This is a genomic window from Pseudomonas sp. MAFF 730105 (genome assembly GCF_055380705.1).
On the sequence record NZ_AP018438.1, the window covers coordinates 3559997 to 3572653 of the forward strand.

General features: G+C 60.1%; 11 protein-coding genes and 1 pseudogene. 1 reads left to right on the forward strand and 11 read right to left on the reverse strand.

Going from position 1 to position 12657, the window contains the following annotated elements; translation table 11 throughout:
• The first annotated feature begins 113 nt into the window (after positions 1 to 113).
• Positions 114 to 842 (forward strand): EthD domain-containing protein, encoded by a 729-nt coding sequence (locus PCOSP_RS15535; RefSeq protein ID WP_464708910.1) that lies wholly within the window; start codon positions 114 to 116, stop codon positions 840 to 842.
• A gap of 273 nt (positions 843 to 1115) precedes the next feature.
• Here the strand turns inward: PCOSP_RS15535 and PCOSP_RS15540 are convergent, their stop codons facing one another.
• The 11 genes and pseudogenes from PCOSP_RS15540 to PCOSP_RS15590 all read right to left on the reverse strand — a co-directional run bounded on the left by PCOSP_RS15540 (position 1116) and on the right by PCOSP_RS15590 (position 12646).
• On the reverse strand, positions 1116 to 2249 hold the full coding sequence (locus PCOSP_RS15540) for an FAD-dependent oxidoreductase (RefSeq protein WP_464708911.1): 1134 nt from the start codon (positions 2247 to 2249) through the stop codon (positions 1116 to 1118).
• Between the two features lie 355 nt (positions 2250 to 2604).
• A pseudogene (locus PCOSP_RS15545) lies at positions 2605 to 4073 on the reverse strand (NAD-dependent succinate-semialdehyde dehydrogenase).
• 16 nt (positions 4074 to 4089) lie between these two features.
• Positions 4090 to 5106: a dihydrodipicolinate synthase family protein gene (locus tag PCOSP_RS15550; RefSeq protein ID WP_464708912.1), complete on the reverse strand. Its 1017-nt coding sequence runs from the start codon at positions 5104 to 5106 to the stop codon at positions 4090 to 4092.
• A 27-nt stretch (positions 5107 to 5133) separates the two neighbouring features.
• Positions 5134 to 6189 (reverse strand): ornithine cyclodeaminase family protein, encoded by a 1056-nt coding sequence (locus tag PCOSP_RS15555; protein WP_464708913.1) that lies wholly within the window; start codon positions 6187 to 6189, stop codon positions 5134 to 5136.
• A gap of 54 nt (positions 6190 to 6243) precedes the next feature.
• Positions 6244 to 7203: a LysR family transcriptional regulator gene (locus tag PCOSP_RS15560; protein ID WP_241801811.1), complete on the reverse strand. Its 960-nt coding sequence runs from the start codon at positions 7201 to 7203 to the stop codon at positions 6244 to 6246.
• Between the two features lie 26 nt (positions 7204 to 7229).
• Positions 7230 to 8015, reverse strand: a complete 786-nt coding sequence (locus tag PCOSP_RS15565; protein ID WP_464708914.1) for a cyclase family protein — start codon at positions 8013 to 8015, stop codon at positions 7230 to 7232.
• Positions 8002 to 9009, reverse strand: coding sequence for an NAD-dependent epimerase/dehydratase family protein (locus PCOSP_RS15570; protein WP_464708915.1), 1008 nt, complete (start codon positions 9007 to 9009; stop codon positions 8002 to 8004). Before PCOSP_RS15570 ends, PCOSP_RS15565 begins: the two co-directional genes overlap by 14 nt.
• Positions 9000 to 9992, reverse strand: coding sequence for a fumarylacetoacetate hydrolase family protein (locus PCOSP_RS15575; RefSeq protein WP_464708916.1), 993 nt, complete (start codon positions 9990 to 9992; stop codon positions 9000 to 9002). Before PCOSP_RS15575 ends, PCOSP_RS15570 begins: the two co-directional genes overlap by 10 nt.
• Positions 9989 to 10561 carry a cupin domain-containing protein gene (locus tag PCOSP_RS15580; RefSeq protein ID WP_139642782.1) on the reverse strand — a complete coding sequence of 191 codons (573 nt, stop codon included), beginning with the start codon at positions 10559 to 10561 and terminating at the stop codon, positions 9989 to 9991. The genes PCOSP_RS15575 and PCOSP_RS15580 overlap by 4 nt, the downstream gene beginning before the upstream one ends.
• 79 nt (positions 10562 to 10640) lie before the next feature.
• Entirely contained in the window at positions 10641 to 11594 is a 954-nt protein-coding gene (locus PCOSP_RS15585; RefSeq protein WP_139642785.1) for a PDR/VanB family oxidoreductase, read from the reverse strand.
• The gene (locus PCOSP_RS15590; protein WP_464708917.1) at positions 11594 to 12646 is read right to left on the reverse strand and encodes a Rieske 2Fe-2S domain-containing protein; all 1053 of its coding nucleotides are present in this window, start codon (positions 12644 to 12646) and stop codon (positions 11594 to 11596) included. Before PCOSP_RS15590 ends, PCOSP_RS15585 begins: the two co-directional genes overlap by 1 nt.
• Between the last annotated feature and the right edge of the window lie 11 nt (positions 12647 to 12657).

Sequence of the window (12657 nt, forward strand, 5' to 3'; positions counted from 1 at the left end):
TTCTATTTACACATCTAAAAACAAGGCTGCAGCGCTAAGTTCAGCCTGAAAAAACCGCCTTCGATGTGTAGCAAGTTAAAAACAATTTCCCCTTATCAGACGCGAGCGTCCTCATGATCAAGATCCTAGCCGCTGTACGCCGAAAACCCGGAATGACCCATGCTGAGTTTTTGGCATACATCGAGCACGAGCATGGAAAAATCGCCAGAGCCAAACCGTTGGGGGTCAAACGATATGTGCAGAATCATGTCATCGACTCTGCTTTCGGCACCGACGCCGACATCGCCTACACGCAAAACTTCCACAGAGATTCGGTCACCGAATTATTTTTTGACGACATGTCAGGTCTGATTCGCACCTTCAGTGATCCCTATACCCAACAAACCACCGGACCTGATGCAGAAAATTTCGCTGATCTTTCCCAACAAGTCGCCCAATTGATGGACGAAGCGGATACCTCCGCGGACGGTACCGGCCCCCTTCAATGGAAGGCGATGATCTTCATCAAGAAGAACCCGGCAATGACGCTGGATTCTTTTTTCACCGCCTGGGATCTGGCCCACGACGCCATTGCCGGCCAGCTTCCTGACTTCCAACATGCTCTAGGCCGGCATGTCCGTTCCAAGTATCTTCCCGAGGGTGACAGGGTAACGGCTTACTTCGGCCCCAACGTAGCGGTCTATGAAGGCGTTTCCAGCATGTGGTTTGCAAACGAAGCAGATCTTGCAATCTTTCGTCAGTATCAGAGGGCGCTGTTCCAACGGCTTTCTGATGAAGGGGTCGCAACGTCGTCCGAATCGTTTTTCGTGTACGTCAAAGAGGTCGTCATCCTGGATCGCTAAGCTCTGTGTGAAAAGTCTTGAAACGAAGGTCAGGCAAGGCGAAAACAGCCGAGGAACGGCCGCGGTCGCGCTCGACTTTACGGGTTGTAAATCAGCATTCCGAGGCTGTTTTCAACGCAGCATCACCGAGTATCAAGGCTTTTCATACAGAGCTCAGGACAAGACCTCAGCAGGACACGCGCCGTTGGTGGGTATCCGGGCCGTCGGCCTGGTTACCACCACCGCCGTGGCAATAGCCCGACCGTCCTGCTCCAGCCGAAGGCTTGCGATCCCTCAGATCGGCTCAGCCAACGTCGCCATGGAGTCGCCCATGATCTGGGCATGTTCCTGTTTGTCGCCGCCGCCTTTTTCTATTTCGCACAACCGTGCGGAATTCTCGACCACCAATTGGCAACGCTCCCAACGTCGTGCTTCGAACCGACACAAGGCCGCCTGTAGATCTCTCGCGGCAAGCAGTTCTTCGGCGAGCACGATGGCACTCTCGATGCCAATGCCGGCCCCGGAAGCCAGATGAGGTGTGGTGGCATGCACCGTGTCCCCTATCATCACGATGCGGCCTTTATGCCATGGCAGGGGTACCAACAGATTGGCCAGCGGACGGTAATCGATATTGGCGCCCGGCTCGTACAGTTGCGGCACAAGCGTCCGCAGGATCGGCGCAGGGAACTCACCCAGCAGGCGGGCCATTTCGCTTGCCCAGTTCGCCGGATCGATCCACTCGGAAAACTCCCGGTTTTCCATGAGGAACATATACATGTGCGTGGCGGAAATCGGATTGACGCCGACCTTGGTACGTCCCAGCCAGTGACTGGGGCGGACAATCTCCGACGGCCGCTTGAGCACTGCACGCCAGACACTCTGGTGAAGGGGTTTAGGCGATGGCGCCTCTGAAAAAAACTCTTTTCGCATCCGCGAATGCACGCCGTCGGCGGCGATGACCAGGTCATAGCGTCCATGGGTCCCGTCGGTGAACGTCACCTCGACACCATCCCCATGCTCGACGATGCTGTCGAACGTCATGCCAAGGCGCACGTGAGTGCCTACTTCCCGTGTTTTATCGGCAAAAATCCGCGCGAGTACTGGACGCAGGATGCCGCCGCCACAGGGGATCTGCTTATGGCTGACGGGGGCTCGAAGCGCCAACTGCACGATCAGGTCGCCAGCCGGTGAAAACACATCGAAATCGGTGGACAGATACCCTTCCTCGGCCACCCGTTCAAGGATGCCGACAGTATCAAGCGCTCTTAACGTAGGACCGCTCAGCGTAATGCCCGCTCCGAGGGGGCACCATAACGGATCTATCTCGACCAGATCCACATCGACGCCCTGACGGGCAAGCTGGATAGCCGCTGTCATACCGGAAAAACCGCCTCCGACAACCAGGACTTTATTGACTGCTGCAATCATCACGCTCTCCTAATTATTCTTATTTCTATCGGGCTGACATTGCATTGCGCACCGAAGCGTTCAGCGACACTATCGACCGAGGGCTGAAACTCATGAAATTCCGGCTCCCAGGCCGGATCAAGGAAGAGCCTATCGAATTGGATATCCGCGCTGAAATCGCATTCCACAATCCGAGGTATCGCTGGCGGCGATGGCTGCCGCAGATGAGGCTGCGGAATTTCTCGGGGCCTGCCCTTGCGGCAGAACCGAGCATTGTCAGCCCGCACGGGACAGTTCGCCCACGCAGAAAAATACAGGAGGCCGATGAGGTACGGCTCCTGTAACCGCCCTCCACCGCCCCCCGGCTACTTCAGTTTCAGATGCTTTCCAGGCCATCCCAGCAGAGATATTTCACCTCAAGGAACTCGTCGATCCCAAGGTGGGATCCTTCTCGCCCCAAACCGCTCTGCTTGACCCCACCGAAGGGGGCGACTTCATTGGATATCAGACCGCAGTTGATCCCGACCATGCCGGATTCAATGCGCGCTGCGGTGCGCCAGATACGTGTCGCATCACGGCTGTACAAGTAGGCGGCGAGACCATACTCGCTGTCGTTGGCCATCGTGATCGCTTCGTCCTCCGTCTCGAAACGCAACAGCGGCATGACCGGGCCGAAAATCTCCTCCCGGGCCATCCGCATCCCATGGGTCACGTCGGCAAGTACCGTGGGCTGGAAGAACCCCCGCCGATTGCATGACGACTACCGCCAGACAACAACCGGGCTCCCTGCGCCAGGGCGTCATCGACAAGCGCTTGGGATTTCTGCACCGCGGCCTCATCGATCATCGGGCCTACCTGCACGCCGGCCTCGAGACCGTTGCCCACCTTGAGCCGTGCCACACGTTCGACAATACGCTCGGCCAGCGCGTCATATACCCCAGCCTGTACCAACACCCGGTTCGCACCGATACAGGACTGACCGCTGTTGCGAAACTTGGCGTGTATGACCCCGTCGGCAGCAGCATCAAGATCAGCGTCATCGAAGACAATGAAGGGAGCGTTGCCGCCCAGTTCCATCGAGCATTTCTTGACGGTTTGCGCCGCTTGCGCCAACAGCAGCCGGCCCACTTCAGTAGAGCCCGTAAACGTGAGCTTGCGCACCAACGGGTTAGCCGTAAGTTCGCCCGCGATTGCTCGGGTGTCGTTACCGGTGATCACGCTCAAGACACCTGTCGGCACCCCGGCGCGCTGGGCCAGTTCGGCGAGCGCGAGGGCTGTCATTGGTGTCTGGCTTGCCGGTTTGATGACCATCGTGCAACCCGCCGCGAGCGCTGGAGCCGCCTTGCGGGTAATCATGGCCGCAGGGAAGTTCCATGGCGTAATGGCGGCGCAGACCCCGATTGGCTCGCGCAATGCGATGATACGCTGGGTGTCTTTCACACCGGGGATCAGGTCGCCACGCACCCGCGTGGCCTCCTCCGAAAACCATCGCACGAAGGAGGCGGCGTAATCGACTTCACCACGGGCCTCGTCCAGTGGCTTGCCCTCCTCCAAAGTGATCAGCGTGGCGATGTCCTCGCGATGTTCAACCATTAACTCATACCAGCGACGCAACACCTCGCCACGACGTTTGGCCGTCAAGCGACGCCACGGACCAAAGGCCTCATGGGCGGCATCGATAGCACGTCGCACTTCGGTTTCGCGGCAGCACGGCAACTCGATGAGTACGGTTTGATCGACCGGATTACGCAGCGTGTACCGACCGTGCGGCGTTTCGTTCAGCCATTCGCCACCGATATAGGCACCGGTACGCCATAGCGTGGGATCTTTCAGTAAATGATGCACGTTGGAATCCTCATGCTCAGCAAGGGTGACGCCCGATCATGAAGGCGCTATCGGGATCCGAAGTCACTGGCAGGCCTGCGGCAACCAGTCCTTGGCGCAGAGATTTCATGAGGCGATCCGGCACGCGCATCGCCGGCGCCCGAAGCGGGCCACCATTGAACCCGGCAAGCCAGTCCTGGTATTTCCACATCGTACGATTGAGCACCCCGGTGCCGCCCGCATAGGTTTGAGCGGCGGCGCCGTTGGCACTCCGCGCAGGATTGACCTTCCAGTACAGCTCCATCGCCTCCTCGAACCGCCCCGTACGTGCCAGCTCGAACGCCTTGGGGTAGTAGTCGCTCATCCAGGCGGTGTTGCTGGTGCCGGAAAACTGCAGCTTCATCAGGCTCATCAAGGGAATGGCATCGCCTTCGATCGGGCAACTGATCACCACCTGATCGCGGAAGTGGTAATACATTTCGCAGATGCCTGCCGGCAGCGGGAACCCTTGCTCCGACTTGATGGCCGCGATGTTCGGACAATCGGTCAACAGGCGACGCACCAGCGCCAGCGACATGCCCGCCGGATGCACGCGCTCAAACCCCCAGAGCGGAATCGGGAACAGCATGACCGCCAGGTTCGTCGCATCACAGAACGACTTGGTGTAGTCGTAGATTTCCTGCTCGCTGGTCGGCCAGAACTGTGGAGGATAGGAGAGCAGGACGATGTCTGCGCCGGCTTTCTCGGCGAGCTTCACCGCCTCGATGTTTTCGGCAAGGGTGCCAAATGCCGCGTGGAAGAACAGAATCAGGTCTTTCCCCGACTCCCGGGCCCAGGCGGTAAACTGGGCGTTTTCCTGGGCAGAGATAGTCAACTCGCTGCACAGCAATGTGCTGCTGTAGCCGAGTCCGACCGTATGTTCGATGTCGTGGCGTATGCCGCGTTCATTGAGGCGCTTCAGGTCGGCGCTGAAGCTGGGGATGGTGACTGCCGAGCAGCCAATCAGGTTTTCACGGGCCCAGGTACGGGCATCGGCTTTTTTATAGGTGGCCATGATGATTTCCTTCGAACAGTGGAGGGTTTATTTCGAGACAGGAACAATGCTGGCGGGCAGCGCGATACCGAGGCCTTGTTGCTTGGCGCGCTCGTACAGCGCTTGTGCAATGACGACATCCTGCAGCGCCGAGCCCACCGACTTGTAGAGGACGATGTCGCTTGCATTTCGACGCGGCGTGACACCACCTGCGACCAGATCCGCCAACGCGACCAGTTTGTCGGCGATATAAATGCCAGCGCTGATAGCAGCAATGGCGTCACCGGTATCGTGAAGCACCTCCTGCGGCATATCAGCGATGATGCAGGCGGCTCGATCCATCGTGACCGGGTCAACCTCCCGTTGCTCAGGCAAGGTGGAGCCCAATGAAACCACCGTTGCACCCGCAGGCAGCCATTCCCCCAGCAATACGGGAGATTCGTCACGACTGCGCGCGGCACAGATCACCACATCGCAGTCCTGCACCGCTTCCGGTGCTGTGCTGACCGCCTGGATATCCAGCACAGACTTGAAGCTTTCAGCAAACCGCTCACGGCTCGCGGGTGTCGGACTGAACACTCGTACTCGCGCCACTTCCCGCACGGATTTAAGGCAGTCAAGCGCACCGCGCGCCTCGAACCCCGCCCCAATCATGCCGACCCGCAGGGCCCGCCGGGGCGCTAGCAGATCCACCGCCAGTGCGGCGGTAGCAGCGGTGCGCAACCCAGTCACCCGGTTGCCATCGATCAACGCACTGAGGGCCATGGTTTGCTGGTTGAACAGTGCGATCAGATAACTGGCGCAACGGGCACGCATGGACGCCGCGATCAATTTGCAGCCCATATGGCCGCCCGCGGGAGGCACGGCCGTCAAACTGCGTAGCCAGATCCCGTCGCCCCGAGCCATGGAGCGAGGCGGCACCATGGCGTCGGAGGCGGGACAGGCATACGCTTCGGCGAGCGCAGCAACGGCTGCACTCCAGTCACAGAGCGAGGCAACATCGGCATCGCTGAGAAAGAGTGTCGGGGCAATTACTGGGGGCACTGGGGAGTCATGCATCTTGCTAACCTCGCAATCGGGTATCAGCCATTGATTGACTGACACCCTACGAGGCGTCCACCACGCCGAATACTGCTAGGAATCGAAAGCAGCTATCGCTCAAATCGATGGCATGGCCAGATTGCAGATTAACCGACGTACCTCGCGGGAGGCACGGGTCACAGGACGGCGAGGAGATTCGGCAAGCACGACAAAACGCTCAAGAACGGGAGCGACAATGCGTGAGGACATCAATCGTTGATCCAGCGAACCCGGTAGCACCGAGGCAATCGCATAGCCTCCGCCCGCCGCGACGACTTCATATTGGAGCTGGACGGAGTCGGCCTCCACCGCGATGTGCAGTTCCATGGCCTGCTCGACCGCCAGGTGATCGAGCCTGGCCCTGAGTAAATGCGGGCGCCCTGGCACCACCAATGGCAATCCGGATAGCTGTTTGAGTGCGATATCCCGATGGGCGAAGATTGGATCGGTCGCGGGGCCTACCAAATGCAGGGGAAGCCTGGCCAGCAGATACGCCTCGCCGATGCTTGCTTCATTCTCGCGCAGCACCAACGCCATATCGAGACGACCGTCATGCAACTGCTCTTCGAGTTGAGCGCTCGCGCCCTCGATCAGGTGCAACCGCACTCCCGGCATCTGTGCCTGTACGGCCGCAAAAAGTGTACCGGCAAACCGACGTACCGCAGAGGGCAGGATGCCGACAACCACCTCGCCCACCGGCTTTCCACGCCGGTTGCGGATATCGTCGGCAAGGCTCTCGGCGTCCGCGAGAAGACCCGATACGCAAGGCAGCAATTGCTCGCCGAATTCAGTCAGGACCACCCCACGTCCAGTACGGTGAAACAGCCGCTCACCGCATTGTGTTTCGAGCTGGGCAATACCTCGACTTACCATGGACTGAGGTGTATCCAGCAGGACAGCCGCCTTACTGAGACTTCCAGCCGCCGCGACGCGTATGAACAAAGTCCATCGAGGATCGACAATCGTCAACCCGGTGGCCGCAGGTTGTGCGGCGGGGCCGAGTATCGAGGCAGCCCGAAGATTCTTATCGTTGAGCATGTCGTCCCCCTGTTCTTCGTGCAGGCTCACTCCTCGAAGATCGCTACGGCGCGGACGAAACCGGCCGAGGCGTGCCTGATCTTGTAGGGAAAACAGGACACCTGGAAACCGTGGGCAGGCAGACACTCAAGGTTGGCCAGTTTCTCCATCTGGCCGTAGCCGATGTCGCGCCCGGCCTTGTGTCCTTCCCAGATAATCGAGGCGTCTCCCGTGGCAGCGAAGCGCTCACGTGTGTATTTGAATGGTGCATCCCAGCTCCAGGCATCAGTGCCAACCACTCGCACACCACGTTCCAGCAAATACAACGTGGCCTCGCGACCAATGCCCACCCCGGCATCCAGATAGCCCGGTTGCCCAAACAACGCACCGGCGCGAGTGTTGACCAGGACGATGTCCAGTGGCTGCAGGTCATGACCGATGCGTACTAACTCAGCCTGCACTTGCGCGGCACTCACCACATGGCCATCCGGCAGATGACGAAAATCGAGTTTCACGCCGGGCTGCAGGCACCACTCCAACGGCAGCTCGTCGATACCGAAAGCCGGCTTACCGCCGTCAGTGGTCGAAGCGTAATGCCACGGAGCGTCCATATGCGTGCCGCTGTGAGTGGTGATCTGCAAACGTTCCGCGGCCCAGGACTCATCGCCAGGCAGTTGCGCCTTGGACAGGCCGGGGAACATCGCGGCCATCTCCGGCCAGCCCTGCTGATGATCCATGTAGTCGATCTTAGGCAGCAACGGCGGCGGGTCGGTGTATGGGTTGTTGTCCAGGGTAACGGACAGGTCTACCAGACGGCGTTTAGTCGATTGCATTTTCGGTCACTCCAGTCATCACTCGCCCACGCGCACGACGCGCCGAGGCAGCGGTATTCAAACTGTTGCGTATCAGGGCACTGGCTGAGCCGTCATGACGAAAGCCAAGGGCGCGGGCCTGAGGGGTTTTCATCGCCGGAAACTGCCCAAACAATGCTTGCAGTCCGGCATCCGGCGCGAAGCGGATCAGTGCGCGGCGCTCCTGGCCGTAGGCAGCGGCCAGGGCATCGATGACCTGGGCAATGGACAGGTGCAGCAGCGGCAACTGCCAGACCCGCGAATCACCAAGCTCTCCTGCCTGCAACTCAGCGGCACGTAACAGGTTATCCACGCAACACTTCACGGACATCCACCAGGCTTGTGCCTGCGGCGATACCGGACAGCAGTACGACTGACCTTCGGCGAAAGCGTGCAACAGATCGCTCATGAACGCCGAACGCAGTCCGTTGGGTTCACGTGGACGGGCGACAATGCCAGGCAAGCGAACGGCACGACCGTCCACCTCGCCTCGTCGGGCCAGATCGCTGAGCGCCATCTCCACCATCAACCTGTGTGTGCCGTAACTCAACTGCGGGCGCGGTACGGCACGCTCATCGAGGCGCCCTGGCAGATCGCCGCCGTATACCGCCACGCTGCTGGCATACACCAGCACTGGCGGGCCAGGCTGATCGCGCAATTGGTCAAGCAACTCCAGGCTCGCCAACAGGTTGACCTGATAGCCCAGGGAGTAATGCTCTTCGGCCGCCCCGCCCGGGATGCTGACCAGATGAAAAACCACGTCGATACCATCGGCCAGCGCCCGACGTAACAGCGCGGCGTCGGTGACACTACCGTAATGTCGGCGCAAGCGCTGGTCCTCGGCAAACCCTACCAGCGCCTTGTCCAGCAGTATCACGGTGCTGATGGGGCGACCGCGTAGCTCACCGCTTTCGAGCAATCGCGTCACCAGCGCCCGCCCGATAAAACCATTGGCCCCGGTAATCATCACGCGCATGGCAGGTCTCCGCGCACGACACGTTGCTCTATCGCGCCGAAGACCGACTGCCCTTGCTGATCGAAGACCTCCATGCGCACGCGATCACCAAAGCGCATGAACGGCGTCTGTGGCGCGCCTTGCTCAATCATTTCAACGGCACGACGCTCGGCGATACAAGCAGCGCCAACACTGGGGTCGGAATTGGAAACGGTACCGGAACCTATCAGGCAGCCGGCCCGGAGGCGTCGGGTCAGCGCCGCATGAGCAATCAGCTGATGAAAGCCAAAATGCATGGCTCCGCCATGGGCATGACCAAACCATTGGCCGTTCCATTCCACTCGCAGTGGCAGGTGTACACGTCCGTCACGCCAGGCCTCGCCCAGCTCGTCGGGGGTAATCGCCACCGGGGCGAAACTGGAGGAGGACTTGGCTTGGATAAAACCAAAGCCGGTCCTCATTTCACGGGGAGCGAGCGCTCGCAGGCTGACATCGTTGACTTGCAGGATGAGTCGGATATGGCTTGCGGCTTCTTCTGCCGAACAGCCCATGGGCACGTCATCGACCAACACCGCATACTCACCTTCGAAGTCGATGCCGTGGGCTTCACTGGGTAGCACGATGTCGTCGTGGGGCCCCAGGAAATCGTCGCCGCAGCCCTGATACATCAGCGGCGTGTGTTCGACGCCTTCAATCGGATCGAGCGAAAAGGCCTTTTGCATTCGCTCCCCATGACTGAGGAATGACGACGCATCCAACCACTGCCAGGCTCGCGGTAACGGCGCCGCAGCGAGCTGTGGATCGAAGGCAAAGGCAGCCGCCAGCGCGCCTTCGTTCAAGGCGTCATAACGGGTGCGCAACGCGGTCTCGACGCTTGGCCAATGATCAATGGCCTCTTGCAGCGTCGCGGCAATATCACTGGCATCCACTGCCCAGGCCAAGTCGCGCGAGACCACCAGCAAGCGGCCGTCGCGGCTGTGATTCTTCAAGGTGCTGAGCTTCATACGTGTTCTCCTTGCAGCTCAGGGGCGAAGCGGCCATCGAGCAGGACGAACAGCATCCGCGCCATTTGCTCGGTACGATTGCTCCAAGCGTGATTAGTGCCTCGTTGCACGACGATGTCACCGCGCTTGAGATGCACCTCCTCGCCATCCAATACCAGCCAGACCTCACCCTCCGTGACCACGCCGTAATCAAGCGTTTCAGTACGGTGCATCAGCTTGTGTCTCGAATCAGCCTGCCCTGTACCCGCATGGGCCTGGCCGATTTCAGCGAAGGCAGCTGCGGCAGCCTCGGCACTGACCTGGTTCTGCACGCTGTCAGGCGGGATGTCCACCACGCGAATGACGCTGCCCTGTGGTACAGGACTCAATTGCAGCGGCTTGTCGGTGGGGTCGTCGCCGTTATCCAGCACGGCCGGGCTGGCGCCGCTGTTCCAGATCTCATGAAAGACCGTGCCGGGTACCGCCTTGAGCGGGAAACTATTGGGCGTTGGTCCGCTGAGTGCGACCACCGCCAGGCCCTGGGCATCGTGCCCGGTGACCACACGTTTGAAACCTGGAAGTTGCTGCATGTTCGACTCCTCAATCAGTCTGCCGACCGGCTTGGCGAAAAATGGCGCCGCAACGGACATAGATGGATTCATGAAAAACCTAAAGATCCAAAACCAGTCGCGCGCTCCTGGCCCGTGAGCAGCAAGGCGTGAACTGGTCATTACGGGCCCTCTCGGCATCGGTCAGGAACATGTCGCGATGCTCCGGCTCACCCTCCAGTACACGCGTCAGGCAGGTCCCACAGATGCCCTGTTCGCAGGACAGGGGAATGTCGATACCGGCCTCCAGCAGCACCTGGGCCACGCTGCGATCGGCAGGCACCTGCAGGCATTGCCCGGTGCTGGCCAGCTGCACCTCAAAGCCACCCACCTCATGGGCAGGTACAACGGCGGTGGCAAAGTATTCACGATGCAATTGCGCCTCGGTCCAGCCCTGCGCGCGCGCCGTGCCAAGTACGTGCTCCATGAAGCCATTGGGGCCACAGACATACAGGTGACAGTCGTCGGCCGGTGCGGACAAAACCCGTGCGGCGTCGAGACGCTGCGCCTCCTCGCCATCGTCCACGTGGATATGTACGCGATCGGCGAAGGTCGAGTGTCGGATGTATTCGACAAAGGCCATTCGCTCAGTCGAGCGAGCACAGTAATGGAGCTCGAAAGCAGCGCCGATCTGGGCCAGGCGCTCAGCCATGCAAAGTATTGGCGTAATGCCGATACCGCCGGCGAACAGCAGGCTATACCCTGCCCCATGCGCCAGCGGGAACAGGTTGCGTGGCTCGCTGATGTGCAGCCGGCTGCCTTCCTGCACTTGCTCGTGCATGGCCTTCGAACCGCCACGAGACACGGGATCGAGCAGCACACCCAGCCGATAGCGGTGACGCTCTTCGGGGTGATTGCACAGCGAGTACTGGCGCACCAAGCCGTTGGGCAGGTGCACGTCGATGTGCGAGCCGGCACTGAACGCTGGCAGCGGACGGTGATCAACCGTGGCCAGCTCGAAGCTGTAGATGTCCTCGGCTTCGCGATGCTTGTGGGTCACAATGACGTCGATCATCACTGGGTAACCACCGATTGTTCAGCGGTCGCCCGCTCAGACTCGATCAAACGACGCAGGACACGTCGGCAACGCACGGCGCCTGCATCGACCGGTAGCAGAACAGGATTAAGGCCGAGCAATTCAACCTCGCCGACCTGGCGTTGCTGCGCCTCGACCATGGGTTTGTCTTCTCCGGCGAAAATGCCGATCAGCATGTCCTGAACAAACGCATTCAACTGCACATTGTCTTGCTCGAAACTGCGAGTATTCGCGAAGAAATAATGGGTATTGCTTGCGTCCTGGGGTGTCATCAGATGCAGGTTCCATGTCACGGGCCCTTCTTCCCTGGGACGCCCCGGCGCAGTGGCGCCACTGCCCAGCAGCATCAGGCCAGGGGCGTGCCAGATGACTTCAGCCCAGACATCCGCCCGGGTTGGGTCCTCAAGATGCGCGCCGAAAGCCGGCGGAGGTACATCGTCAGGTGCCCACCAACTGATGCGCACGCGATCATCGGCCAGTTCCTCAACGCTGGCACGCACCCGTGACAACGCCCCGCCACCGAGCGTATCGGGGTGCAGGAAATCAACGTGACTCAGGTCCATGATGTTGTCGGACAGCAGTTCGTAGTGCGCACGGGTTGGTAAATACCCATGCCCCTTGGCGTGGGTTGGGGCTCGCTCGAGGAAAGAAAAATCAGGGATCAGCGCATCGTCGGCCCGGGTCGGATCGCCAGGCCACACCCAGATCGCCCCATGGCGCTCAACGACCGCGAACGTGCGCACGCAGGCGGCCTTGGGGATGTTCCCGTCGCCATGGGGATTGTGCGTACATTGACCACTGCCATCGAAATGCAAGCCATGGTATGGACACTGAACGCTGTCGCCGACAATCTTGCCCATATGCAGCGGGGCAAAACGGTGCGGGCAGCGGTCGGCGAGGGCCTGAATCGCACCCTGGCTATCGCGGAAGAACACGATGGGTTGCTCGACGATGGTTCTTCCAAGCAGGCCACCTTGCGCCAGCTCGTCTGCCCATCCAGCGATGTACCAGGTGTTAAGCAAATAAGTCACGGTGTTCTCCT

Coding starts and splice junctions, on each gene's coding strand:
- PCOSP_RS15535 (WP_464708910.1), top strand. CDS start 114: ATGATCAAGATCCTAGCCGCTGTACGCCGAAAACCCGGAATGACCCAT.
- PCOSP_RS15540 (WP_464708911.1), bottom strand. CDS start 2,249: ATGATTGCAGCAGTCAATAAAGTCCTGGTTGTCGGAGGCGGTTTTTCC.
- PCOSP_RS15550 (WP_464708912.1), bottom strand. CDS start 5,106: ATGGCCACCTATAAAAAAGCCGATGCCCGTACCTGGGCCCGTGAAAAC.
- PCOSP_RS15560 (WP_241801811.1), bottom strand. CDS start 7,203: ATGCTCAACGATAAGAATCTTCGGGCTGCCTCGATACTCGGCCCCGCC.
- PCOSP_RS15565 (WP_464708914.1), bottom strand. CDS start 8,015: ATGCAATCGACTAAACGCCGTCTGGTAGACCTGTCCGTTACCCTGGAC.
- PCOSP_RS15570 (WP_464708915.1), bottom strand. CDS start 9,009: ATGCGCGTGATGATTACCGGGGCCAATGGTTTTATCGGGCGGGCGCTG.
- PCOSP_RS15575 (WP_464708916.1), bottom strand. CDS start 9,992: ATGAAGCTCAGCACCTTGAAGAATCACAGCCGCGACGGCCGCTTGCTG.
- PCOSP_RS15580 (WP_139642782.1), bottom strand. CDS start 10,561: ATGCAGCAACTTCCAGGTTTCAAACGTGTGGTCACCGGGCACGATGCC.
- PCOSP_RS15585 (WP_139642785.1), bottom strand. CDS start 11,594: ATGATCGACGTCATTGTGACCCACAAGCATCGCGAAGCCGAGGACATC.